We start from the raw sequence: 25,127 nt of genomic DNA, 5'->3' as shown, positions 1-25,127 counted from the left end.
CCTTTGGGGACGGCTGTTTTTTCATTAATCTTGTGAGTTGGGCATATCCGAGGGGAAGTTAGGTATAAATTGTTGTGAGTTGGGCATATTCGCAGTCCAGTTGGGCATATCCACGGGCGAGTTGGGCATAAAGGCTAATTGCCCGAAAACAAAAAAACAGGAAAGCGGCCCATCAGCCGCTCTCCTGTTTTTCATTTACTTTTTCGCTAATAGCTGTTCTGCAATCTTTTCCGCTAAATCTTTGCCGTTTTGGATACAGGCACCGATGCCGACGCCGTAATAAGAAGCGCCGGCCAGTTGGATTCCGGGAACAAGCTCAGCCATTTTCACTTCTAATGCATTAACCGCTGATTTATGCTGCATCGTGTAATTCGGCATCAGGTTTTTCCAGCCCGTCACTTCAACTGACGTTGGGTCAGCCTTGATTCCCAGGCTCTTCTCGATATCGTGTAAAGCAACCTTTGCCAATTCCGCTTCCGATAAATCCTTCAGCTGTTCATAGGACGGATTCGTACTCTTGTAGAACAACCGGACCAGCAAATTGTTATTGCGGGAAGTATGGCTCCACTTCCGGCTTGTCCAAGTGCAAGCGTTGCACAATAAATCACTTTCCTGAGAAACGATGAAGCCGGTGCCGTCTTCCGGCAATTGTGCATCCGGCAATTCAAAGCCGATATAGACGCTGATTAACGAAGAATTTAGCAGCCGTTCAAATTCTCGATCGAGCTCTTTTTCATTCAGCAATTTCTGCGCCGTTTCGTGCGGCGTTGCCAGTATGACAACATCAGCCATCACCATTTCCCCATTGGCCAACTCCACTTCATATTGGCCATCTTTTTTCTGGAGCTCTGTCGTTTCCACGCCTTTGAAGATGGTGACTTCGTCCAACTCTTCTTCCAAGCGATCGATCAGCACCGACATGCCTTCATCGAAAGAAATGAATTTTTTATTGGCAGCGCCTTGGAAATGCGCTTTATTGTCCTCGAGGCCCTTGATAATGCTGCCATACTTGTTTTTATACTCGACCAAGTAAGGCAAAGTCGAAGAAAGTGTCAATTCATGCAAGTTCCCAGAATATACACCCGATAATACGGGGGCAATCTGGTTGTTCACCAGTTCTTTTCCAAGAAACGCTTCAAGAAACTCACCAATTGAACTGTCACGCGTAAAGGTCTCGTTCTTAGTGTCAAAATCCCGCAGAGCCGCTTTTTTTCCTTCTTCTGAGACAAGCGTCGAACTGAACAAAGCTTCTTCACTCATAGGAATGCCGAAAATCGTATCCGCCGGAATGGCATGCAGCTTATTATTGGCATATAAATAGGAAATGCCGGTTCCGTTATAAACCACTCGGTCCTTCAAGTGCAAGTCTTCGATTAAAGGCATCACACTGGCATGGCGGGCTACAATCGAATCCGCTCCGGTTTCCATGATGAACTCAGCATCTTTTACCGTCCGGATTTTGCCACCCAGCATCTCGTCTTTCTCAATCAATACCAATTCCAAATCAAGGCCCTGTTCTTTTTTCAGCTTCTGCAAATAATGCAATGCAGAAAGACCAGTAATGCCCCCGCCTACTACTGCCACTGTCGTCATTGTATATCCACTCCTTATTATTACTTTCATTTTACCAACATTTCACCGTTAAATCAGAGTAGAATATGTCATTTTTTATACGCTTCGGCCAATGTACCAAGGATTATTTCCCGGGGAATAAAAGCTCCAATGATTGCGTTTCATTGTCGGGTCTGGTTTGATAAAGAGAGAAGCAATATTGTGTGATAAAAGGAGAGAATATAGATGCAGAATCCAATAGATCAAAACATCATGGAACGCCGGACCATTAAGAAATTCAAGAAAGATCCGGTTGATGTAGAAGAAATTATCGAGTTGTTGAATATTGCGAAATGGGCACCGAACCACAAAGTGAATCAGCCTTGGCGTTTTCAGCTGTATACGGGCGCCGGCAAAGAGAAATTTGTTCAAGCTTTTATCGATTCCATGCCAAAAATAGATGGGGCGATTTCACCGAAAGTATTAAATAAAGCCCAGTACTTCCGTGACATTCCCTTGCATTTGGTTGTCATCATGCCGGAAGATCCTCGGCAAAGACGATGGGACGAGGATTACGGCGCGATTTCTTCGCTCCTCCAGAATTTCCAGCTTGCTGCTTGGGCCCGAGGCATCGGCATGATTTGGCGTTCTAATGACTGGATTTATGATCCGGTATTCCGGGAAGCCATCGGAGTAGCACCTGGAGAAAAAATTGTTGCCACCATGATGATCGGCTATCCAGATCATATTCCGGAAAAACGCGAACGCATAGACATCCGGGAAAAACTTGATATTATCAGTGAGTAAACGTAAAAAAGATGGCGCATGGTGCGCCATCTTTTTTATTTTAAGCTGATCATCGCGCCAACTGCACCTGAGAATTCTCCATTCTCGAGGAACAATGGTTTTGAACCTCTTAAAATTGTATAGGTCTCCACCACTTCTTTTAATAACGGATTGTGGATAAAAGACGAGCCAATATAAATAACAGTCGAACTCTGGCACTGGCGAGCTGCTATGACACTTAAAGTACTCACAGTTTCCCCGACAAGCCCGACAACCGTTGCTAGCAGTTCTTCTTTGGATAACTCTCCGGCAACAGAAAATAAATCATTGCCAAAATTGCTGGCGGTCAGATCGCCCGGTATCGGCGGTTCTTTGTCTTCATAAATGTGTTTTACTTTCAAATCGATACGATCTCTCGAACCTTTGCTTGCCAATTCCACAATTTCTTCAAAATCAGTTATACCTGTCAGCAAATGGCTCAGCCCGACTAACGTTCCACCGCCGACTCCAGTGCCTCCAAGGCGCTCCTGTGCGTTGTTTTGGATGCAATGGATGGATGTTCCTGTGCCAACGTTTGTGACTACGTAGACCGCTTCCTCGCGGCCCATTTGGTCAAGCAGGAATTGGACGCCTTGGTGTGTAGCTTCAAACTCCACCATTTCCTTTGCTTCTTTAGTTAAAAGGGAACGCAATACACCAGATTTCCCTCCAGTTAAACAAACTTCTGGATTATCCAACGCATTAACCCAAGCGGCAACCTGCTCAATTTCTGCAATTGGATACTTTGTAAATTGCGACGAGCCGTTCTCCGTGTACGCCACTTTAATCAAAGTTCCGCCTGCATCTATACCGACAATCATCTTTGCACCTGCTCTTTCTAAATAAAAGCTCGTATTAAACGCATATGAAGAAATTCTACCATAATATTTTATTGAATGGGCTGATTTTATATCAGTTCACCTTGGAGAAAGTTAAGAGATATACTGCCATTACCAAATATTTTATCCTGGAGGAAGAATTAGGGCTAAAGGAACGATTATTTTATAAAATGGATATACAGCTCCGGTAAAACGACTTTATCAAAAGAGCTGATTCTGCAACTGCCAAACTATTTTGCTTTAAGCACCGATGATTTTGACTGGGTTGTCAAGCAGCTGGAAGACCTTCAGAACGTCAGCTTGCCCCCCTTCCCCAACAGAACATTATTTCCATAGAGTGATTGCGATGTTTTCAGGCAGCGCCATTAAATTTGCCGAACCTCTAGCTGATGCTGGCTTTTAAGCAATCGTTTTGTTTCGAAACTTCAATAGACGGGGTATAAACTTGTACCACCCGTAAAGTGGCTTAATAAGCCTGTCTTTCAATCATTCCGCTTATGCCTTTACCCTATTTTATAATAGAACGGAGCCTGCCAATGCCATATGCCACAATTGAAGACTCAGTGTCCTTGTACTACCGTATACAAGGCGAAGGAGTGCCCATTGTTTTCATCCATCCGCCTGTGCTGGGTTATAAAGTTTTTAAACACCAGGAAAAACTGGCACATTCCTGGCAAACCATTTTTTATGACCTTCGGGGCCATGGCCAAAGTTCACGTGGAAATATGCCGCTGTCGATTGATCTTTTAGCTAATGATTTAAAGAAATTGCTAGATAAAATCGGCATCTCCAAAGCGGTGATTTGCGGATTTTCCAATGGCGGGACGATTGCCCAGGAATTCGCTTTGCTTTATCCGGAGCGTACCTCTGCCTTGATTTTGTCCGGAGGCTATCCAAAAGTCGATCACCTGAGCTTAAAAAGCAAAGTTTATTTTGGAATGGTGATGGCGAAACTTCGCCGAATTCCGACAGTCGCTAAAATGCAGGCAAAAACTCATAAATACTTTGAAAGGGATGAACAAGAACTTTTTGATTATGCCAAAAATGCGGATGGTGAGAAAGTATATGAATACTGCAAAGCCGGGTTGCATTACAATGCCACGCCTTTCCTCCATCGTTTGACTATGCCGATTCTACTCATATACGGCGATTTGGAAAAGACGATGCATCGCCATCGCAAACCTTATCTCAAAGCGGCTCGCAACGTCGAAGTTATCTATGTCAAAGGGATATCCCATGAAGTACCCCCAAAGAAATTTCCGGAATTTAATGAAATCGTCCATAATTTTCTGCAAAAAAATAAACAAGCCGGCTTCCTGGATTAACAGGAAACCGGCTTGTTTTTTATTAAAGCTGTCTAAAGCCGCCTGTATTGGCACGGACTTTAACTTCTGCAAATCTCTTGATGTCGCTTTCTTTAGAGACAAGCGTGCCGACCAAGCCGCCGATAAAGCCAAGCGGGATTGAGACAATCGCCGGATTCGTCAATGGGAAAATCGGGTTGCCAGTCAGAATTGCAGCTCCTGCTTCCGGACTCATAACGCTCGGGCTGATTGATACTAGAACCAGCGCTGAAATCAAGCCAGTTAGGATGGCAGAAACAGCTCCAGTAGTATTGAATCTCTTCCAGAAAATCGTGTAGACAATAACCGGCAAGTTTGCGCTCGCTGCAATACAAAATGCCAATGAAACTAAAAACGCCACATTCAAACTTTGCGCAAAAATCGCCAGCAAAATGGATAAAACCGCCACTCCAACTGATGCATAGCGGGCAGCCAGCATTTGCTGGCGCTCGGTCGCTTTTCCTTTTTTAATAATCTGGCCGTAAATATCGTGAGCAAATGCTGAAGCACCCGATAGTACTAACCCGGCTACAACCGCTAAGATGGTAGCAAATGCAACCGCTGAAATAAAGGACATCAAAATGTCTCCGCCTAATGCTTGGGCCAGCAGCGGTGCCGCCATATTTCCGGCAGCATTTGTGCTGATGATCTTTTCTGACCCTACAAAAGCAGCAGCACCGAATCCAAGGAAAATCGTCATAACGTAGAAGATTCCGACAATCCAAGTTGCCCACATAACGGAACTTCTGGCAGTTTTCGCATCCCTAACGGTAAAGAAGCGCATTAGGATATGCGGCAAGCCTGCTGTACCAAGCACCAAAGCCAGCATTAGAGAAATCGTGTCTAACGGAATTTTGTATTTTACTCCAGGATTTAAGAAAGCTTCTCCATGCGGAGTTGCCGTTTTCACTTGAGCAAACATTTCCAGGATACTGAAGTCGAAGCGCTGCAGCACCAAGAACGACAGGATGACCGTACCAACCATCAAAAGGACAGCTTTAATAATTTGAACCCAGCTTGTAGCTGTCATACCTCCGAAAAGGACATAGATTGTCATCATAATACCAACGAGCAGGACCGCCCATAAATAATCGATTCCAAACAACAATTGAATAAGTGCACCGGCCCCTACAAGTTGGGCGATCATATAGAAAATAACAATGGTAATTGAACTTAATGCAGCAGCGCCGCGAACTTTCTTGGCATTAAAACGCGCATTGATCATATCCGCCAAAGTAAATTTCCCCAGGTTTCGAAGTGGCTCTGCCACAACGAACAAAACAACTAAATAAGCAACTAGATAACCGATAGAAAACAGGAATCCGTCAAAACCGAACAATGCAATAGACCCGGCAATCCCCAGGAATGAGGCAGCTGATAAATAATCCCCTGCAATCGCCATTCCGTTTTGCCAGCCCGTCAAGCCGCCGCCTGCCGTATAAAAGTCGCTGGTAGTGTTGGTGCGCTTTGCGGCAAAGTAAGTAATGACAAGGGTCATGCCCACGATGATTAAAAAGATAATGATTACTGTAGCATTCATCGATTTTCCTCCTTGTCATAATTGAATTCTTTTAACGTTTCCCAAGCCATTTCATCAAACTTTGCCGCTCTCTTCATGTATACGGTTACAAGAATCCAAGTCATAGCGAATAATCCAAAGGCAAATACCCACACCCAAGAAATATCGCCGATAAACTTAGCATCCAGGAGATTGGTATATGAAATAATAATATTAAATAATAGATATAGTCCTAAGAACAATATAGTGGTTGGAATAAGAAAAGCTTTTTTCTTCTTCATCAAATCTTTGAAACCTGCTGATGATTCGATTTCTTCAAAATCGGGGACATGCCCTTCCTCCCTTGCTTTTGAAGAAGCTTTCCCGTCTTTTGTCTGAGTCTTCCCTTTCGACTGAGCAATGCGGTCTTCACTTCCTGCTATCGTCTTTGCCAAATTCAACACCCCTTTGAAGTTTTATTTTTCTGAATCTAAAAACAATTAAATCATTTAAGCAAGGGAGCGTCAATACAGAACAACCATTAAGTGGTATAAAGTCCCAGATTCTGGGCGGTATTCCCCCAATATCTCCTGACACAATAAAAACTTGATCTCTCATATAGAAGAGACCAAGCTTTTCTAAGCACAATGCCAAAGAGAGAGAGGAATAGCTGTTCTTTCTTACTGCGGCTCGCAGGCTCCAAACCCTATACAAGTGAAAAACGGAACCATCAGCCGCTGTTTTTCTGATCTGCCCGAATGTTAGATGAGTTCACTTGTTTAAACAGCTGCTCAAATTTTTCCAGCGCATCCAAAGCAAGCAGCCCGTTTCCTTCGGCTGTTTTCGGATAGCCAAGCGGAACCGTCCGGCGCACAAGCTGAGCGTAAAGTTCGGCTTCCGTCAGTTTTCTGGCAAACTCTTCTTCCGCTATATTTTTAATCAAAGCCAAGGCGCCTGTCACATGGGGGGTAGCCATCGAAGTGCCTGACAGCGTGGCATACTTGCCGCCCAGAAACGTGGAATAAATACGAACGCCAGGCGCAACTAGATCGATTTCATCGTTGGAGTTGCTGAAGGAAGCAATTTTTCGGTTAAAGTCGACTGCTCCTACTTGAATCACTTCTGGGTACGCACCCGGATAGGCATATTCATCCGTCGCCGGACTATCGTCTCCTTCGTTGCCTGCTGCGCATACAATTGGGATTCCCGAATCAACCGCCCGCTTCACCGCCCTGTGGAGTTCCGCAACATCTTCCGGCCCTCCTAGCGACATGGAAATCACGCTTGTCTTTTCTCCACTCGGCCCCTCCCAATCGATTGCATAATTGATGCCGTTGATAATCCCTGCATAATCTCCACTTCCTTCGCTGTTTAATACTTTTAAAACCAATAGCTTTGCTCCAGGTGCAACTCCAGTGATACCGCCTTCCTGCCGCAAAGATGCTGCAGCGGTCCCGGCAACATGAGTGCCGTGGCCATGATTGTCTTCAAAATTCGCTGTATCGCCGCGATAATCCGGTGTAAAGTTTCTGCCATCAATAATCTGGCCCTGCAAATCCGGATGATCGCGCTGGCAGCCGGTATCTAAAATGGCAAGCACATTGCCTCTGCCATGCCTTGCCTGCTCCCAGACAGCTGGCGCTTGAATCATTTGCACTCCTTGTGGAATCTGCGCAGCCGCAATGGTGATTTCTTCAACACGGTAAGGAATTAAATGAACATTACCCATCGGTACGCCTCCTTTTGAAAAACGCCGCTTTTTATCATTAGCATGCCCCTTTTTGTTTCTTAAGAAACATTAGGCGAAAAGCTCGCAATTCCACTGGAGAAATGCCACTATATTCACTAATACGATGTCATTATTTAAGTCTTATTACGGAATACTTTTGTTGCATGCCGCTATGTGCGGGACTTTCACCTATACAAAGAAAAATATTATTAGATCAACTTAAAATAGGGAGAACATCTTTTAAGACACAAATTTGCCTGTCCGGAGAATTTTATAAACTCTGAGAAATGAAAGGCTCAAGGAGGAAAATTGGATGAAGAAAAATTGGCTGCTTTATGGAGCTTACGGTTATACTGGCGAACTGATTGCACGCGAGGCGGTAAAGCGCGGGATGAAGCCGATACTTGCCGGACGAAATCTGCAGAAGCTCAAGCCCCTGGCAGAAGAATTGAATCTTGAGATGCGCGTATTTGCAATCGACGAAAAAATCGCAGACAGCTTATCCGGCATCGATGCCGTGCTTCATTGCGCCGGCCCTTTCAGCGAAACAAGCGCTTTGATGATTGAGGGCTGTCTTTCGGCCAAGGCACATTACATGGACATCACTGGAGAAATCCCCGTGTTCGAACATACGCACGCTCAGCATGACCGGGCGAAAAGAGCCGGAATTGTCCTTTGTTCAGGCGTCGGTTTTGACGTCATTCCAACAGATTGCACAGCGCTGAAACTAAAAGAGCTGATGCCTGATGCCACCCACCTTGCTCTTGGTTTTGAATCAGACTCCGGCATTTCTCCAGGAACTTATAAAACTATGATTCAAGGGCTTGGCTCCGGCAGTGCCGAGCGCAAAGCAGGCAAACTAACAGCCGTGCCGCTCGGCAGCCAGCGCCGGACCATCGATTTTGGCAGAGGACGGCGCTCTGCGATGGGCATTCCGTGGGGAGATGTGGCAACCGCTTTTTATACCACCGGAATCCCAAATATTTCAACATGGGTGCCGTTTCCTAAAGCGCTTGCTGCTGGAGCCGGATTAACGGCTGGCCTGCAGCCGCTGCTGGCATCTTCCTTTTTGCAAAACCTACTCAAGGATTGGGTGGAACGGCGGGTAAGCGGACCGGATGAAATATTCCGTGCAAACTCACCCGCTTATATTTGGGGAGAAGTGCGAAACAAAGCGGGAATAATTAAAGTAGCCCGGATACAAACTGCCAATGTTTACGATTTAACCGTTTACGGAGCTCTTGAAGCTGTCAGTCGTTTGATGGCCGGGGAATTTCCCGGCGGCAGTTCCACCCCCGCACTGTTATTTGGATCTTCTTTGCTTGAAAAGTTGCCTGGGTCAGAAAAATTTGAAGTTGATACTTTCTTTCCTTCTTAACGATACGAAAAAAGCTGACCTGAAATTCAGGTCAGCCTTTTCTCATTTCGCTCCAGGTGGGACGCTTTTAGAGACTCTCTAAAAGTGGGACGGTTTAAGAAATTCCTCTCTTGCTTATTCCTACTCACCTAGATATGAAGCCAACCAGCGGAGACGCCTGCGGGATAGCGAGACAGCCGAGATCCTGCAGGAGCGTAAGCGACGAAGCGGCTTGGCGCTCGCCCGCGGCAAGCGCAGCTGGTTGGCTTCATATCGGTTAAGGAAAGATTACTAATACAAATATCAACTTTCTCAACAAGCTTAAAAGCTGGCCTAAAAATTCCAGGTCAGCTTTTTAAGAATTGCATGCGTTGGTTAAACAATGTCGGGTAAGACAAAAACCCAAGAAAAACACTCGTTACCGCAGCTGTCGTCAACAACAGGAACATAATCAATAATTGAAATTGTACCGCTTGAATCGGATCGGCACCCGCAATGATTTGTCCGCTCATCATACCGGGCAACTGGACGAGCCCAACGGTCTTCTGGCTTTCAATCGTAGGAATCATACTGGCTTTGATCGACTGGATCAATTGTCTATGAATCGCTTGTTTCGGTGTTCCGCCAAGAGACAAAATCAATTCAGTCTGGTCTTGATTTGCTTCTACTTCTGCAGTAAAGCGGTTCAGAAACAGGATAGACAGCACCATTGAGTTACCAATGACCATACCGCTAATCGGGATGATGTACTGGGCGGTTGGCGGTGTAATATTAAAGCCGATTAAAATGCTTTGAGTCAGCACTTCCACAAGCACTAACGTGGCTGCAATCTTTACAACAATGCCTTGTATAGCCGCTCCTTTTTTCTGTGCATTATGCGTTGCCGCGACGATCATCAATGTCACCATCAGGAAAATATAGATAAGGCTATCGGAATCGAAAACGAACTTCAATACATAACCGACTGCCAGCAATTGAATAATAGAACGAATAGTGGCGATCAGCGTATCTTTTTCGAGCCCCAGATTAAAAGTCTTGGACAGCACCAGCGGAATCAATACAAAAATCAGCGTCAGCGATAAAGTAAAATAACTCATCCCGCTTCCCCCCTAACGAAGCGTTTGACTTGGTCATTAACGGGGTTTTTCAGCAATTCACTTTCACCGGTTTCAATCACTTCTCCGGCCATCATCACCCATGTGTAATCGCCAATTTCCAGCGCTTGCTGGAGATTATGTGTAATCCAGATAATAGTCGTCTTATATTTCTGGTTGATTTTTGCAATCAGTTCTTCAATTTCCTTTAAAGAAGTACGATCCAAAGACGATGTAATTTCATCGAGCAGCAGCACTTCCGGGTTGTTTACAAGTGTGCGGGCTATTGAAACTTTCTGGCGCTGGCCGCCGGACAATTCTTTTACATTGCGGTTCAGAAATTGTTCTTCTAAACCGACATCATGCAACAAAGCCGCTGCATCTTTTTCTGCCAGCTTTTTTCCCTGCAGCTCCAGCGGCAAGTTTAAATTATCATAAACCGTTCCGCTCACCATTGGGGCCCCTTGCAAAGCCATTCCAATAAGCCGGCGCAGTTCCACCGGTTCATAATTTTCGATCGCTTTGTCTTTTATATAAATTTCTCCAGACTTGGGAGATAATAAGCCATTGCATAATTTCAATAAAGTAGTCTTTCCCGCCCCTGACGGCCCTACCAAAGTGGTGATTTTACTTTCGGGAAAAGATCCAGTAATCCCTTTTAATATATGTATATCGCCAACCGAATAATGTACATCATTAAAATGGATAGCTGGTTTGTACGGGATGGTCATACCATTCACTTCCTTTAAAAATAAAACAGCACACAGTCAGCCGTGTGCTGTTTTAAACTAATCATTCTTCCAGTCTGCGTGCTGCAAAGTCATCATTCATTTTCAAGAAGTATTCTCCGCCTTCTTCAATGTGGGTCATACGGGTGATGATGTCACGGAACATTTTTTCTTCTTCCATTTGTTCTTCAATAAACCAGTCCAGAAACGACAAAGTTGAATGTTCCTGCAGTTCGTCAGCCAACGTCACCAATGCATAAATATTGCTGGTCACGTCTTTTTCCTGAGCCAATGAACTGTGCAGAACATCCATGGCATTGACGTAATCATTTTTCGGTTCTGTTAATGCCTGCAATACCGGTTTTTCATCCATCGTCACTAAGTAATCATAAAATTTCATGGCGTGTTCATGTTCTTCTTTTGATTGCACTAAATAAAAATTGGCAAATCCGTGATATCCTTTTTTCGAAAAATACGCCGCCATTGCGGTATACGAATGAGCCGCTTGTAATTCATTGTTAAATTGATCGTTTAACGCCAAAGTGAGTTTTGGTGGCAACATCATAAATCCCTCCACTTTCTTATTTAGAATCATTCTAATGTAGACACTATACCATACCCGCATTTTAAATGCAAAACACATGAGAATACCAATAATTAATTGAGAATTAAAATCAATAAGAACTCAAAGTCTCTACCTTTAATTGATAATAATTATTGTTTAATGGATAATGGTTTTATGTTCGAATATCTTACAAACTAATTACTTACTATTAGTAACTAATTGTAGTATAATAACTTCATGATTTAAAGAAACTCTTACTATAGGGGGAATAGAAATGACATCAATTAAACTTGAGCCGAAAGTGTTCGACGTTCTAAAAGATAAAATTAATTTGATTACAATGGAAAATGAAGCGATATATGTAGTCGGCCCAATCCGGCTGCCAGTGAACTTATATGGAGAAACAGTGGTATTCCAGTGGTATAGCTGGTTAAAACAAGATGAAATAACTAGCGACTACGAGAGCATTATCGAAAAATTATCGTCTTCCAACCTAGCTGAATATCAGCAGTCCAGTGTATTGGTATATGGGGATTTTGAAAACAGCGAAGAAGCTTTGATCCGTATGCATTCCATTTGCCACACCGGGGATATTTTCGGCAGCAAGCGATGCGATTGTGGCTTCCAATTAAAGCAATCGATGCAACAGATTGCCGACCACGGAACCGGTGCGCTATTTTACTTGGCGAACCACGAAGGCCGCGGCATCGGTCTGTTCAGTAAAGCGATGGCTTATGTTCTCCAAGAGAACGGCTATGATACCGTTGAAGCCAATGAAAGCCTCGGGTTTGTTGATGATTCACGTAATTATGAAGACGCCATTGCGGTATTGAAATCATTGCGTACAAAGCCGGTTACCTTGATGACTAATAACCCGAAAAAAATAACAGCACTGGAAAATTCGGACCTTGAAATAGCCGGACGTATTTCACTTTGGGGAGATACATCCGAATACAATTCCGAGTACTTGCAAACAAAAATCAATCGCTCAGGCCACTTGAAAGACGAGGAGGATGCGGTCCATGTCAAACCATGAATTTTATATGGACTTGGCGTTGAATAATGCACGGACCATGAAAGGCCAAACAGATCCTAATCCGTTAGTCGGCTCGGTCATTGTCAATGACAATCGCATTGTCGGCATTGGCGCCCATTTGAAAGCAGGAGAGCCGCATGCAGAAATCCATGCGCTGCGCATGGCTGGAGATGCTGCACGCGGAGGGACAATTTATGTCACATTAGAGCCTTGCTCCCACCACGGCCGCACCGGCCCTTGTGCCGCTGCCATCGTTGAGGCAGGCCTCAAGAAAGTGGTCATCGCGACTCTTGACCCAAATCCGATTGTCGCTGGAAACGGCGTAAAAATGCTGGAAGCAGCCGGCATTGAAGTGGTTGTCGGAATCCGTGAAGAAGAATCTAAAAAAATGAATGAAGTCTTCAATAAATACATCGTCACGCAACTTCCTTTCGTAACCTTAAAAGCAGCCGCTACATTAGATGGCAAAATCGCATCGCATACACTCGACAGCAAATGGATCACATCGGAAGAAGCGCGTCATGATGTCCATGTGCTGCGCAGCGAAAACCGGGCCATATTGGTAGGAGTCGGCACAGTTATTGCAGATGATCCCGAATTGACTTCCCGCATCCCGAATGGCCGCAATCCGATTCGGGTTGTCCTGGATTCTACATTACGGATTCCTCTTGATGCCAAGCTGGCAACAGATGGCTTGGCGGAAACCTGGATTTTTACCAGCAAACAATACGACCAGGGAAAACGCCTCGCGTTGGAAGCATTAGGCATCAAAGTTTTTGAGACTGGCGGTGAAACCCGTGTTGATGTCCGTGATGTCGTGCGCGTCTTAGGCGAGCAATCCATCTCTTCGTTATTCATCGAAGGCGGTGGCACAATCAATGCTGCATTTTTGGAAAATGATTTGATTGATAAAGTGGTTTTGTATTTTGCACCCAAATTAATCGGCGGCAAAAATGCACCGACCTTTTTGGAAGGTTCCGGATTTGACCTGATGAAAGAAGCGGTTGAATTGGAAGACGGGGAATTCTTCAAAATGGGGAAAGATTTTAAATTCACCGGATATCCGGTGAAAAAAGGAGTTTAATCATGAGATTTGGATTTGATATTGACGATACATTGATCAACTTACGCGAATTTGCTTTTGGGCTGTACCAAAAGAAATTAGGGCGAGAAGTGGCCATCGATCTTTTCCACGCACTTGACCGCGTGGAAATCCATGAACTTTTTGATATGAGTGATGAAGAAGGCTCTGTCATGTGGAACAGCGTTTTAAATGAACTGTACTATACCGACTGCCCTACTTATCCGGGAGCCGTTGAACTCTTGCAGCAGCTTGACCGGGAAGGCCATGAAATCTTCTACATAACGGCCCGTCCAGCAATACATGCAGAAAAAACAAAAGCTTGGCTGAAGCAGCAAGGTTTCCCTGTCCATGACGATCGGTTTTACTGCGGCATGAAAGACAACGAAAAAGTGCATATTATTGAAGAATTGCACCTTGATTATTATTTCGACGATAAGCCCGCAGTGGTTGATACATTGTCACGCAAAACGCTGAAAGTGATGGTCAAAGACCAGTCCTACAACCGCCACGTGGAATTGCCGCGCATCAAACAATGGGCGGATTTAAACGAATTGATACAGAATGAAATAAAATAAAATTCACTATCAAGCCGGCCTATCATATTAGGCCGGCTTTTTTCACTCTTAAAAGAACATTGCAAATAGCAAGATGGATAGTGTGCCATCAAACTCTTTAAATTTCACCTGCTTCACGAATCTGTTGTGCAGCTTTTTTTGGATCTTCACTTTTTGTAATGGCACTTCCAACAATCGCTGCTTCAATCCGGCTATTTTTTATATTCCGGATAACTTCATTGTCAATTCCCCCGGCTATTGCTATTTTGATGGAAAGTAAATCTGAAAATATTTCTAACCCTTCTTTCCCTGCCCCTTCTCCTTGCGACTGCCTGTCCTTTCCGATGTGGAGGCAAAAAAGCGTGGCTCCTAAACCCGCTATTTCCTTTACTCTTTCCGGGTTCTTGATTTCCAACAAATCAATCATCACTTCTTTGTCATAATTATGGGCTACTTGTAAAGCGTCAAGAATCGTTTGGTTATTGGCAAATCCCATAACGGTTATTACGTCCGCTCCAGCCTTAAACGCCTGTTCAGCTTCATAGCGGCCGGCATCACAAGTTTTCATATCAGCTACAAGTACTTTCGAAGGATATGCCGCTTTCATTTCTTTGACGATAGCCATTCCATATTCTTTAATCACGCCCGTCCCCACTTCAATCCAATCAATAAATTCAAAAGTTTCATCAACAATCTGATAACACTCTTCTTTTGTTAATCTATCCAGTGCAAGCTGAATATTCATTGAGTTCCTCCTTATGAAAAAACCACATCCCAAGGAATGTGGTTTTAATTTATACGCCTGAATATGCCAGGAATCCACCGTCTACGGGTACTGTGATACCCGTAACGAATCCAGAGTAGTTTTCATCGAGCAGCCAAAGCATGGTTCCTATTAGCTCTACCGGCTTACCAAAACGCTTCATCGGCGTACTGGACATGATTTTATCGGAACGCGGCGTCAATGATCCATCCGGATGCGTCAACAGGCTTTTGTTCTGTGACGTCAAGAAAAATCCTGGGGCAATTGCATTGACGCGAAGGTTCTGTTCCGCGAAGTGAACTGCCATCCACATGGTGAAATTATTGATTGCTGATTTAGCCGCACTGTAAGCAGGAACTTTTGTCATTGGTGAATACGCGCTCATGGAAGATACATTCAAAATCACTGGGGCTTCCTGTTTCAGCAATTCCTTGCCGAATACTTGGCTTGCAAGGAAAGATCCAGTGAAATTGCTGGCGAACACACGCGAAAAACCATCCTCTTGTAGGTCAAAGAAAGTTTTTCCTTGCGCTCCGTCCTCGTGTATCTCTACATCCGTTATAGCATCCGGATGATTCCCTCCAGCGCCATTAATCAGAATATCAATGCGCCCAAAAGCTTCTACTATTTGCTCTTTCGCCTTTTCCAGAGAAGCACGATCTAAAACATCTGCCGCGACAGCAATAGCATCACCGCCTTGAGCCTGTATTTCATCTGCTACGTCTTTGCCTTTTTCGGCTGTTCGATTCAAAATAGCGACTTTTACTCCTTGCACTGCTAATTGACGCGCCATTTCGGAACACAAAACACCGCTGCCTCCGGTAATGACCGCTGTTCGTCCAGCAAGATTTTTATGAGAAGAAAACATAGCGTCCTCCTTTATTTTGATTGATGGGCATCCCATAATCCTAAAAGATACATGATACCCAGTGCCCGGTCATAGAGTCCGTAACCTGGTCTGCATTTTTCATTCCATATATGGCGTCCATGGTCTGGCCGTGCATAGCCTTTGTAATCCTGTTTTGAAAGCTCTTTAACAACGCCATTCAAATCAATCGAACCATCCTGTGTATAGTGGGAAGTTTCGATGAAATCACCGTTTTCAAATATTTTCACATTGCGCAAATGAGCAAAAGGAGAATACTTGGCAAATTTTGATGCCAAATCCACCATATCATTTTCAGGGTTTGCACCCATTGACCCTGTACAGAACGTTATACCATTAGAAGATGAACTGGAAATGGCAAGCAGCCGTTCCCAACTTTTTTCTCCTGTCATAATACGCGGCAAACCGAAAATTGACCAAGGCGGATCATCTGGATGGATAGCCATCTGTATTCCGCTAGCTTCTGCAGTCGGCAATATCGCGTTTAGGAAGTAATCAAGATTCTCCCATAGTTGCTCTTCGTCTATGCTTTCATAAGCAGCAAATAATTCCTGAATACGGGCCATTTTTTCAGGTTCCCAGCCTGGCAACGTCAAATCAGAGGCAGAAGCCACCGTTTCGATTAATTCCGCCGGATCCAGAGATTCGATTTTCTGCTTTTCAAAAAACAAGGCCGTTGAACCATCAGGCAGAGGATGATACAGGGATGTACGTGTCCAGTCAAAAATCGGCATGAAATTATAGCAGATAACTTTTACTCCTGCTTCCCCTAAATTTCGAATCGTTTCCTTATAGTTCTCGATATAATGGTCGCGTTCAGAATTTCCAAGTTTGATGGACTCATGCACATTGACGCTTTCTACTACTTCTGCATGGAAACCAAACGATTTAATATAGTCTACTTCTGACCGGATTTCTTCTTTGCTCCAAACTTCTCCAGCCGGCGTATGGTGAAGCGCCCATACAATCCCTTTCGTTCCAGGGATTTGCTTGATCTGCTCTAACTGGACACTGTCATTATCGCGCCCATACCAGCGGAACGTAATATTCATACAGATTCTCCTTCTTTAGTTAATTTACCAAGATAACTTTTAACTAATTGAATCACCTCTTCTTCACCTGAAGAACGGTAAGCCTTTGTCAAATCACTACTGATTCCGACTGCTACAGCCCCTGCGTCCAGCCAAGCATTCATATTGTTGATATTGATGCCACCCGTCGGCATTATTCGAACATTCGGCAAAGGGCCATTGACAGAGCCGATAAACGAAGGTTCGAATCCATTAGCTGGGAACAGCTTTAAAATATCACAACCCCATTCCAAAGCCTGTACCATTTCTTTGATGGTCATGCAGCCTGGCAGATAAGGTACGCTGTACCGGTTGCATATTGCCGCAATCGCTGAGTCAAAGTGAGGACTGACAACAAACTTCGCTCCGTGGAGTATCGCATGGCGCGCTGTTTCTGCATCAAGGACGGTTCCAGCCCCAATTAATGCATCCGAATCACTAAGTTGTTCAAACACTTTAGACACATTTGGCGTAGTATAAGTTAATTCGATAGTTCTTAGTCCCCCAGCAATAGCTGCTTCCGCTATTGCCGTCGCTTCCTCTGCATCTTTCCCCCGGATTACTGCAACTATTTTTGATTCGAGTAATTGTTGATAAACTTCCACTTTAGGAATCATTTTATTACTCCTCATTCAAAGACAATCAACGCTTTGCGTACTTTGTCCGGATTTTTTTCAACAAAAGTAAAGGCTTCCTGTATATCACCCAATGCAAACTTGTGAGTGATAAGCCCATCAGATTTAAGTTCTCCGCTATTCAGTAAACCAACCACTTTGCTAAATTGATCTGTTTGAAGTCTTGAACCCACAATTGTGATTTCTTTCTTCGTAATAGGCAATTGCGGAATCGCCGATGGTCGTTCATCAAATCCTAGAATGACTACATATCCTGCAGGAGAAACTAAATCAATACTCAGTTCTACCGTAGCAGGCATTCCCACTGCATCAATGACCACATTTGGTCCTTGCCCATTTGTTAGCTCCAGAATACGTTCTTTTACGGACTCTTCCCTAGCATTGATGACTTCATCCGCACCGCTTTCTTTAGCAAAAGCTATGCGTTCTTCACTTAAATCAGTCATATAGACGGTAGCTCCCGCAATTTTTGCCAGCTTTAAAATGCAAATGCCGATGGGGCCACAGCCTTGGATTAAAACAATGTCCCCAGTTTCAACGTTACCTCGCCATACTGCTTGTGCCCCAATTGTATAGGGTTCAGCTAATACTATTTCATCCCAGCTCAAGTCCTTGTTTACCGGATGCAATTGCTTCTCAGGCAATACAGCATATTCGCGCATGCCACCGTCTTCATGGACACCGAACACCGATAATTTCTCGCAGACATTAGGACGGCCTTTACGGCAGGCATAGCACTCACCGCAATAATTGATTGGCTCGATCACTACATGATCACCCTTCTGCACGCTCGTTACTGAACTGCCGGTTTCGATTACCTCACCCGCGACTTCGTGCCCCACAATCCGGGGATAAGTAGCCAGTGGGTTGGTACCGTGATAAATATGCATGTCTGAACCACAGATTCCTACACGTTTAATCTTTACTAAAACTTCATCCGCGTTCTGGATTGTTGGATGTTCTTGTTCAATTATCCGTAATTCATGTGCGTTAGGAACTTGGACAGCTTTCATTTTATAACCTCCTATTCAAATAGACTTGGCAAGAACAATGTAATTTGCGGGATGAATGCAACCATCATCAAAACTACTAAGCTTACACCGATAAATGGAACAAGCTCCCTGGCTGTTTTTCCAATGGATACTTTTCCAATTTGGGAAGCAACAAAGAGACAGACGCCCACCGGGGGAGTTACTAAGCCAATAACTAAGTTCAGCACCATCATGACCCCGAATTGGATGGGATCCATGCCGACTGTTATGGCGACCGGAAGCAATACTGGGAACAAAATAACCAAAGCCGCAATTGTTTCCATAAATGTTCCTACAAACAATAGGAGTAAATTGATCAATAAAATAACGATGATAGCATTTGTCGAAATGCCTAAAATGGATTCTGCTACTAATTGTGGGATTTGTTCACGCACCATGATCCAGCCGAATAAATTGGCAAATCCGACAAGTAACATAATAGAAGCTGTTGCTGTCATAGAAGATAGCATGATTTCTGGAATCTTTTTAACCGGCAGCTCCCTGTAAACAAAAATACCAATGACGAAAGCATAAAGAACAGCAACAATTGAAGCTTCAGTCGGTGTAAAAAATCCGCCTAAGATACCGTAAAGAATAATAAATGTCATTAAGATTGCCCAGAAAGCACCGGTAAAGCTATTCCAAATTGTTTTTACTGTTTGGCGTTCACCTTTAGGGTAATTTCTTTTCACTGAAATGATATAGGTAGGAATCATTAAACCGAGCCCTAAGAGAATTCCAGGAACAGCACCAGCTAAAAACAAATCCCCTATTGATAAGGATGCGAGCGTGCCTACGATGATCATTGGTAATGAAGGCGGGATAATTGGACCCACAGTAGAAGAAGAGGCGGTTACGGCAGCAGAAAACCCGGATCCATACCCTTCTTTTTTCATTGCAGGAATCAAAATCGATCCGATACTCGCTGTGTCAGCAAGAGCAGTGCCTGAAATCCCCGCAAATCCCATCGAAGCTCCAACATTCGCAAGGCCTAGTCCTCCACGGATATGCCCGAATAAATCATTGGCGAATTTAATGATGCGTTCTGTGATGCCGCCCGCATTCATCAAATTACCTGCCAAGATAAATCCGGGTATACATAAAAGCACAAATGAATTTAACCCCCCGAACATGCGCTGCGGAATGATATTAAGAGGAATTTCAGCAAGGAAGAGATACAGTAATGATGCCAACCCTAAGCTGAAAGCGACCGGGACACCAAGGAAAATCAGAACAATAAATGATATGAACAATAGGGCTGCCATTAGAAATCCTCACCTCCATAATGTTGGCTATAATCTTGTTTGTTCTTCACAAGATCTATTATTTTAAGAACTGCGTAAAATACTAAGAAAACACTCATAATCAGCAGCGAGGCATGTACGACTGATAATTGGAAAGGCATAGTTGCAGAAGTTTGATTATTTCCTAGCAAAGTGAAATTATAGCCTTCAATTACCATAACCATACTTAGCAAAATAATTGTTAAATATATCAGCACTTCATAAAATCTCCGGAAATTATTGGGCATTTTATTCAACAGCATGTCTACATTGATAAATTCATTACGCATTAACGCTAGAGGTGCTCCAAAGCAGATGGAGTAAAGGAATAGATAACGTGTTAATTCCTCCGTCCAGATAAATGAGAATGGGGCAAAACGTGAAATAATTTGTACCGTTACAATGATAATGACTCCCGAGAAACTGGCAATGGTCAAGAAAGCGAGTGTCCGATCTATCAATTTCCGAAACAATGACATCCTATTTTCATCCTTTCCTAATGGAAAAGCACATTTGGCCTTACAGCCAAAAGTGCCTTATTCATATATTATTCAACTACTAAGATTTGCTTATACAACTCCAATTGCTCCGGAGATAAAGAAGCTTCAACCGCAGGAGTCATCTTTTCACGGAAAGCGTCTTGGTCGACATCGACAAATTCCATGCCTGCATCTTGCAGCTCTTGTTCTATGGTTGAAATTTCAGATTCATATAATTCATCGCCCAATGCTTGCGCTTCTGCAGCAGCATCTTGTACAACTTGCTTCAATTCATCAGAAAGTGCATTGTATTGTTCATTTCCCACAAGGATGTAAATCCACGAGTAAACGTGCTCAGTACGGTTCACGTAATCTTGAACTTCTGCTAATCCACCGCTTTGAATCAAATCTACTGGATTTTCCTGGCCTTTAATAACACCTTGCTGTAGCCCTGTGAACACTTCATTGAAATCCATTACTTGCGGAGACGCTCCTGCAGCTTGCCAAACATCCAAGAACAAAGGAACGTTTGGTACACGCATACTGAACCCTTTTAGGTCCTCTGGAGTTTTGATCGGTTCATTTGACGTTAAGTTCCGTGGTGCACGTGTATGGTAATAAAGAGCAGTTAATCCCGCTTTATCACTGATTTCCTGTTTAATTTGCTCACCGATTTCACCTTCTACAACAGATTTAACATGATTTAAATCACGAAAAGCATAAGGCACTGCCATTAAAGCTGCGTTAGGAGCCCAGTTTTGCAATGTTTCCCCTGAGATAACCATATCTGCTGTTCCTGCCTGAATGGAGTTGATGGTATCCGTTTCCCCGCCAAGCGAGTTGTTTGGATAAATTGTGATTTCCATTTGCCCGTCTGAATTTGCTTCAACCAATTCTTCAAATTTCAGCGCAGTTTGGTGCCAAATATGATTTTCATCTGCCAAGTGGCCAAACCGCCATTCGATTGTTTCTCCTGACTCTGAACCGCCTCCGCCTTCACTAGCATTGTCTGAACCACATGCCCCTAAAACCAAAACCGACGCAAAAATTCCTGTTAACCATTTCTTCTTCATCTTCTTCTCCCCTTTGTTTCTTAGTTTTTTTGCTTTATCATTTCTTGAAAACTTATGCTTTCAAGTAATCATACGTTGTAGCAGCAATCTCAATGCCTTCAACTAAATTGCGTTCTTCGTTCTTCTGCTCGATTTCCCCTGGGACAAGCACTCCGGAAAAACCTTCTGCCGGTGGAATTTCCCGCACTTCTTTCATCATTTGGTCCATCTGCTCTAAAAATGTATCCATTCCTGTAAAAAATGATGGATTGATGACACAGAAATAGTGGCCCAGTTTTCTTTTCTTATCCAAATCTCCATACATTTGATTGATATGGGGACCGAACGCCATCCCAGCAAGCAAGCCAGAGAAAATGTCTACAACCATAGCCAACCCATATCCCTTCGGACCTCCAAATGGAGTCAGTGAAACCACTTTTGAGGGGTCGGTCACATAACTCCCTGTTTCGTCCACCCCCCATCCTTCCGGGATGCTCTTTCCTTCTTCTTTATGCTGCAAAACCTTTCCTAAAGCTACGTTTGAGGTAGCCATATCCAAGATAAACGGTTTCTCGTTTTTTGCTGGAATTCCATAGGCAATGGGATTCGTTCCAAGAAATGGTTCTTTTCCGCCGAACGGAACCATTATTTTATCGGTATGGGACATGGCAATTCCGATTAAATTTTGTTTAGTGGCTTTTTGGACAAAATAACTAAGTGCTCCGCAATGGCTGCTATTCATCGCTGTAACCATACCAACACCGTTTTCTTTAGCCATTTCTATAGCCTGATCCATGGCAGCATCTCCAACCAAATGACCGAACCCATCATCGCCATCGACAATCCCTGTAACAGGGCCAGTAGCTTTAAATGCAATTTCAGGACTGGGGTTAATTCCTCCTGCTTTCAAACGGTTTATATAATGTTCTGTACGAAGAGCACCATGTGAATTGACTCCCCGTAAGTCTGCATGTACAAGGATCTCTGCCACCTTTTCGGCATGCCTAATGCTTATCCCGGCTCCAGCCAATTTATTCTTGATCAGCCCTTTCACTTCTTGATGGGAAACAATAACAGCGGACACATAATCCCTCCTATTCTAAGTTTGTATGATTTTCCCTCAAGGTTTCATGAGAGTTTCCTGTATAAGGTCCATCTATTATTGCGGAATCCAGCACAAGATGAACAGCCTGATCAAACTGATTTCCGAGAGGCTGGATGGTAGACGGCTCTCCTTCAGCACGTTTCTTGGTGGCTGCCGGAATTACTAGTCCGCTGGTACACCAGTCTTCTTTAAGTTTTGCTTTGTTCGTCGTCACTAAAGCGATATGGGCACCTTGTTTTGAGGCATTTTGACAAATTCCTGTTAACTGCAAAGAACTCCCTGAACCTGAAATAATTAAAAGAATGTCGCCATTTTGAATTGATGGTGTGGTCGTTTCACCTACTACATGAACAACTTTTCCACAGTGCATCAAACGCATGGCGATTGCCTTTCCGATTAAACCGGAACGCCCTTCACCAAAAATAAAGAAGCGGGAATCTTTTTGGAGTATATTCACAAAATGTCTATATTGCTCTTCGTCAATCCCGATTATTACTTGTTCCATCTCTTTCAAAACAAGGAAAGGCGTTTTCATCTGCAAATTCCCCTTATCTTTCCACAACTTTTGTATTGCCTATAAAACCATATACTTCTTCCAAGTAAGGCAGCCCCTCGTTGTCTCCAGAAACGGTTGTCACTAAGGCTCCGACACCATTTGCGAAACGCAGCAGCTCTTCGGGCTTAAAATTATTTAAAATGCCATAAATATAACCGGCATCAAACCCATCTCCAGCACCTACTGTATCGACTGGGTTTACAGAAAAACCTTCAGCAATTGTCCACTTCTTATCACGGTATAGTCTTGATCCATTCGGGCCGTCCTTAATGACAAAATCCGTTATGCCAAATCCTTCAATATAAGAAATTAGATCTTCCATCGATTCTTTACCGGAAATCATTTGGATTTCATCTAACCCTGTCAATAAAACATCTACTTCCGGAAAGATCGACTCGTATGCCGCTCTGGCTTCTTCAATCGTCCATAACTTGAGCCGTATATTCGGATCGAATGAAACAACGATTCCTTTTTTCTTAGCAATTTCAATTATTTTCTTTGCTATTAAAAGATGCTGTTTGTTAATAGCCAGGTAAACTCCTGTAAGATGTACTGCATGAATATCATTGAACAAATCATCCTTAATGTCTTCCGCTGTCAAACTGGTAACAGGGGAAGGTTCCCTATAATAAAATGTTTTTCCGGCTCCTCCTTCATGGATTTCTTTAAAGTTTAATGATGTCGGAATGTTACTCACAAATTCGACTGCTGAAACATCAATACCCTCACCACGCGCAAAGTTGTAAATAACCCTTCCAAATTCATCTTCTCCAAGCCGGCTAATCCATTTACTGTTTAATCCAAGCCTTGCGCAGCCTATGGCGAAATTCATTTCTGCGCCTCCAACTTTTCGTTCGAATTGAGTCACGTATCTCAGCGGTCCAGTCGTACTCGGATTCATTGTAATCATCGCATCCCCTATCGTTAATACACCAAAATCTGTAGACAATTCACTACAACTCCTCTTTTGCATTAAATGGATTCTCGTTGAACTAAAACCGGTGGATATCTTTGTTCCTCGTAACTTTCTTCAAACAATTTATTTTTAATGAGGTCCAATAAGATAGTTGCAGCATCCTTTCCAATCTGGAATGTCGGTTGTTTAATCACTGTAATAGGTGTAGTGGCAATTTCAAGGAAAGGTGAATCATCAATAGAAATAACTCCGACATCCTTTGGAACTGACAAATGATTCGCTTTGATAAACCTTAATAATTCAATCAAAGCCAAATCATTGGTGGCAAAGAAAGCACTTGGCCTATTCTTCGTTCCCCAAATTTCTGCCAGTCTTTTGCCAAGCTGTTCCCGTTCATCTGCAACTATCCATTCTTCTTTAACAGCAAGGCCGTTCTTTTCCATAGCTTTTTTAAAACCCGTAATGCGCTCGATTCGCGGGGTCACTTTTTTTGCAATGGAAGTAGAGACGAGACCTATTTCTTTATATCCTTTCTCAACCAATAACTTTACCGCCATTTCTGAAGCGCTTTCATTATCAAGCAAAAGTGTCGGGAAAATAGGCTGTTTAATCTTTCTATCGACAAAGACAATTGGTAAGTTCTCGGTTTTTAACTGCTCATATAGATCGTCGTTTCCTGCTATCGGGAAGATTATTAACCCATCAACTTGTTTAGCTTTTAGCATGTCAATATATGCCCGTTCCTTTTCGGGTTGATCATCTGCATTGCAAACAAACAGATGAAAACCATTTTTTTCGCATACATCTTCTATTGCTCTAATAATTTCTGTTGAAAAAGTGTGAAGGATATTAGCCACTATTACTCCTATAGTAGCTGATTTTTTTTGCTTCAACCCTTTCGCTGCATAATTCGGAATATATCCCAGCTCTTTAATTGCTTGTTCAATTCTCAACTTTGTTGGCAATGCCATGTACTCAAAACGGTTATTGATGTACTGGGAAACTGTGCTCTTTGATACTTGAGCTCGTTCCGCTACATCTTGCATTGTTTTTTTTTTCACTCAAACACCTCATAACTAAATCGGTTTAGTGTACCGGTTTAGTAAAATTATAATTGAAAGTGTTTTCAAAATCAACATTAAATTCTG

Annotated in this window: 26 protein-coding genes; 6 read left to right on the top strand and 20 right to left on the bottom strand. The window is 43.3% G+C overall.

From position 1 onward, the window contains the following. Positions 1-195: 195 nt before the first annotated feature. Complete coding sequence (locus ACSFXN_RS13285) at positions 196-1,593, bottom strand: protoporphyrinogen oxidase (RefSeq protein ID WP_437150585.1); 1,398 nt, start codon at positions 1,591-1,593, stop codon at positions 196-198. A gap of 204 nt (positions 1,594-1,797) precedes the next feature. Between ACSFXN_RS13285 and ACSFXN_RS13280 the strand changes: the two genes are divergently transcribed. After that, positions 1,798-2,358 carry a nitroreductase family protein gene (locus ACSFXN_RS13280; protein ID WP_437150584.1) on the top strand — a complete coding sequence of 187 codons (561 nt, stop codon included), beginning with the start codon at positions 1,798-1,800 and terminating at the stop codon, positions 2,356-2,358. A 35-nt stretch (positions 2,359-2,393) separates the two neighbouring features. Here the strand turns inward: ACSFXN_RS13280 and coaW are convergent, their stop codons facing one another. Beyond that, positions 2,394-3,197 (bottom strand): type II pantothenate kinase, encoded by an 804-nt coding sequence (coaW, locus tag ACSFXN_RS13275; RefSeq protein WP_437150583.1) that lies wholly within the window; start codon positions 3,195-3,197, stop codon positions 2,394-2,396. 554 nt (positions 3,198-3,751) lie between these two features. On the opposite strand from coaW, the gene ACSFXN_RS13270 reads away from it, so the two are divergent. Then, a complete protein-coding gene (locus tag ACSFXN_RS13270) occupies positions 3,752-4,540 on the top strand; it encodes an alpha/beta fold hydrolase (protein WP_437150582.1) in 789 nt (262 codons plus the stop codon). A 22-nt stretch (positions 4,541-4,562) separates the two neighbouring features. Here the strand turns inward: ACSFXN_RS13270 and ACSFXN_RS13265 are convergent, their stop codons facing one another. The 3 genes from ACSFXN_RS13265 to ACSFXN_RS13255 all read right to left on the bottom strand — a co-directional run bounded on the left by ACSFXN_RS13265 (position 4,563) and on the right by ACSFXN_RS13255 (position 7,785). Then, the gene (locus ACSFXN_RS13265) at positions 4,563-6,098 is read right to left on the bottom strand and encodes a solute symporter family protein (protein ID WP_437150581.1); all 1,536 of its coding nucleotides are present in this window, start codon (positions 6,096-6,098) and stop codon (positions 4,563-4,565) included. Further along, entirely contained in the window at positions 6,095-6,511 is a 417-nt protein-coding gene (locus ACSFXN_RS13260; RefSeq protein WP_437150580.1) for a DUF485 domain-containing protein, read from the bottom strand. The genes ACSFXN_RS13265 and ACSFXN_RS13260 overlap by 4 nt, the downstream gene beginning before the upstream one ends. A gap of 275 nt (positions 6,512-6,786) precedes the next feature. After that, entirely contained in the window at positions 6,787-7,785 is a 999-nt protein-coding gene (locus ACSFXN_RS13255) for a S8 family peptidase (RefSeq protein WP_437150579.1), read from the bottom strand. A gap of 313 nt (positions 7,786-8,098) precedes the next feature. Here ACSFXN_RS13255 and ACSFXN_RS13250 point away from each other — a divergent pair, with 313 nt between their 5' ends. Continuing rightward, the gene (locus ACSFXN_RS13250; RefSeq protein ID WP_437150578.1) at positions 8,099-9,163 is read left to right on the top strand and encodes a saccharopine dehydrogenase family protein; all 1,065 of its coding nucleotides are present in this window, start codon (positions 8,099-8,101) and stop codon (positions 9,161-9,163) included. A gap of 326 nt (positions 9,164-9,489) precedes the next feature. On the opposite strand, the gene ACSFXN_RS13245 is transcribed toward ACSFXN_RS13250, so the two are convergent. From ACSFXN_RS13245 to ACSFXN_RS13235, 3 genes are all read right to left on the bottom strand, one after another. Continuing rightward, on the bottom strand, positions 9,490-10,239 hold the full coding sequence (locus ACSFXN_RS13245; RefSeq protein ID WP_301857187.1) for an ABC transporter permease: 750 nt from the start codon (positions 10,237-10,239) through the stop codon (positions 9,490-9,492). Next, on the bottom strand, positions 10,236-10,967 hold the full coding sequence (locus ACSFXN_RS13240) for an ABC transporter ATP-binding protein (RefSeq protein ID WP_300991066.1): 732 nt from the start codon (positions 10,965-10,967) through the stop codon (positions 10,236-10,238). The genes ACSFXN_RS13245 and ACSFXN_RS13240 overlap by 4 nt, the downstream gene beginning before the upstream one ends. Positions 10,968-11,028: 61 nt before the next feature. Then, positions 11,029-11,526, bottom strand: coding sequence for a ferritin (locus tag ACSFXN_RS13235; RefSeq protein ID WP_437150577.1), 498 nt, complete (start codon positions 11,524-11,526; stop codon positions 11,029-11,031). Between the two features lie 277 nt (positions 11,527-11,803). Between ACSFXN_RS13235 and ACSFXN_RS13230 the strand changes: the two genes are divergently transcribed. From ACSFXN_RS13230 to ACSFXN_RS13220, 3 genes are read left to right on the top strand one after another with little or no spacing between them, the layout of a single operon-like run. Beyond that, a complete protein-coding gene (locus tag ACSFXN_RS13230; RefSeq protein WP_437150576.1) occupies positions 11,804-12,565 on the top strand; it encodes a GTP cyclohydrolase II in 762 nt (253 codons plus the stop codon). Then, positions 12,552-13,649 carry a bifunctional diaminohydroxyphosphoribosylaminopyrimidine deaminase/5-amino-6-(5-phosphoribosylamino)uracil reductase RibD gene (gene ribD, locus ACSFXN_RS13225; RefSeq protein ID WP_437150575.1) on the top strand — a complete coding sequence of 366 codons (1,098 nt, stop codon included), beginning with the start codon at positions 12,552-12,554 and terminating at the stop codon, positions 13,647-13,649. Before ACSFXN_RS13230 ends, ribD begins: the two co-directional genes overlap by 14 nt. 2 nt (positions 13,650-13,651) lie before the next feature. Beyond that, positions 13,652-14,224, top strand: a complete 573-nt coding sequence (locus tag ACSFXN_RS13220; RefSeq protein WP_437150574.1) for a 5' nucleotidase, NT5C type — start codon at positions 13,652-13,654, stop codon at positions 14,222-14,224. Between the two features lie 97 nt (positions 14,225-14,321). Here ACSFXN_RS13220 and hxlA read toward each other — a convergent pair whose 3' ends face one another. The 12 genes from hxlA to ACSFXN_RS13160 form a co-directional block, all read right to left on the bottom strand. Continuing rightward, the gene (hxlA, locus tag ACSFXN_RS13215; RefSeq protein WP_437150573.1) at positions 14,322-14,948 is read right to left on the bottom strand and encodes a 3-hexulose-6-phosphate synthase; all 627 of its coding nucleotides are present in this window, start codon (positions 14,946-14,948) and stop codon (positions 14,322-14,324) included. Between the two features lie 49 nt (positions 14,949-14,997). Further along, positions 14,998-15,834 (bottom strand): SDR family oxidoreductase, encoded by an 837-nt coding sequence (locus tag ACSFXN_RS13210; RefSeq protein ID WP_437150572.1) that lies wholly within the window; start codon positions 15,832-15,834, stop codon positions 14,998-15,000. An 11-nt stretch (positions 15,835-15,845) separates the two neighbouring features. Further along, positions 15,846-16,904 carry a mannonate dehydratase gene (uxuA, locus tag ACSFXN_RS13205; protein ID WP_437150571.1) on the bottom strand — a complete coding sequence of 353 codons (1,059 nt, stop codon included), beginning with the start codon at positions 16,902-16,904 and terminating at the stop codon, positions 15,846-15,848. Further along, entirely contained in the window at positions 16,901-17,539 is a 639-nt protein-coding gene (locus ACSFXN_RS13200; RefSeq protein ID WP_437150570.1) for a bifunctional 2-keto-4-hydroxyglutarate aldolase/2-keto-3-deoxy-6-phosphogluconate aldolase, read from the bottom strand. Before ACSFXN_RS13200 ends, uxuA begins: the two co-directional genes overlap by 4 nt. A gap of 11 nt (positions 17,540-17,550) precedes the next feature. Then, a complete protein-coding gene (locus ACSFXN_RS13195; RefSeq protein WP_437150569.1) occupies positions 17,551-18,570 on the bottom strand; it encodes a zinc-binding alcohol dehydrogenase family protein in 1,020 nt (339 codons plus the stop codon). A gap of 11 nt (positions 18,571-18,581) precedes the next feature. After that, on the bottom strand, positions 18,582-19,853 hold the full coding sequence (locus tag ACSFXN_RS13190) for a TRAP transporter large permease (RefSeq protein WP_437150568.1): 1,272 nt from the start codon (positions 19,851-19,853) through the stop codon (positions 18,582-18,584). Further along, on the bottom strand, positions 19,853-20,350 hold the full coding sequence (locus tag ACSFXN_RS13185; protein ID WP_437150567.1) for a TRAP transporter small permease: 498 nt from the start codon (positions 20,348-20,350) through the stop codon (positions 19,853-19,855). Before ACSFXN_RS13185 ends, ACSFXN_RS13190 begins: the two co-directional genes overlap by 1 nt. A 68-nt stretch (positions 20,351-20,418) precedes the next feature. Next, positions 20,419-21,423: a TRAP transporter substrate-binding protein gene (locus ACSFXN_RS13180; RefSeq protein ID WP_437150566.1), complete on the bottom strand. Its 1,005-nt coding sequence runs from the start codon at positions 21,421-21,423 to the stop codon at positions 20,419-20,421. A gap of 52 nt (positions 21,424-21,475) precedes the next feature. Beyond that, positions 21,476-22,486, bottom strand: coding sequence for an ureidoglycolate dehydrogenase (gene allD / locus ACSFXN_RS13175; RefSeq protein WP_437150565.1), 1,011 nt, complete (start codon positions 22,484-22,486; stop codon positions 21,476-21,478). A 10-nt stretch (positions 22,487-22,496) separates the two neighbouring features. Further along, positions 22,497-23,042: a 6-phospho-3-hexuloisomerase gene (gene hxlB / locus ACSFXN_RS13170; RefSeq protein ID WP_437150564.1), complete on the bottom strand. Its 546-nt coding sequence runs from the start codon at positions 23,040-23,042 to the stop codon at positions 22,497-22,499. 13 nt (positions 23,043-23,055) lie between these two features. Then, positions 23,056-24,012, bottom strand: a complete 957-nt coding sequence (locus ACSFXN_RS13165; RefSeq protein WP_437150563.1) for a sugar kinase — start codon at positions 24,010-24,012, stop codon at positions 23,056-23,058. A gap of 23 nt (positions 24,013-24,035) precedes the next feature. Next, positions 24,036-25,040, bottom strand: a complete 1,005-nt coding sequence (locus ACSFXN_RS13160; RefSeq protein ID WP_437150562.1) for a LacI family DNA-binding transcriptional regulator — start codon at positions 25,038-25,040, stop codon at positions 24,036-24,038. Positions 25,041-25,127: the final 87 nt, after the last annotated feature.

It is taken from the genome of Planococcus sp. 1R117A (assembly GCF_051417975.1).
Classification (GTDB): Bacteria; Bacillota; Bacilli; order Bacillales_A; family Planococcaceae; genus Planococcus; species Planococcus shenhongbingii.
The sequence above is the reverse complement of the archived record's forward strand: the minus strand, read 5'-3'. Positions and strand labels throughout refer to the sequence as shown.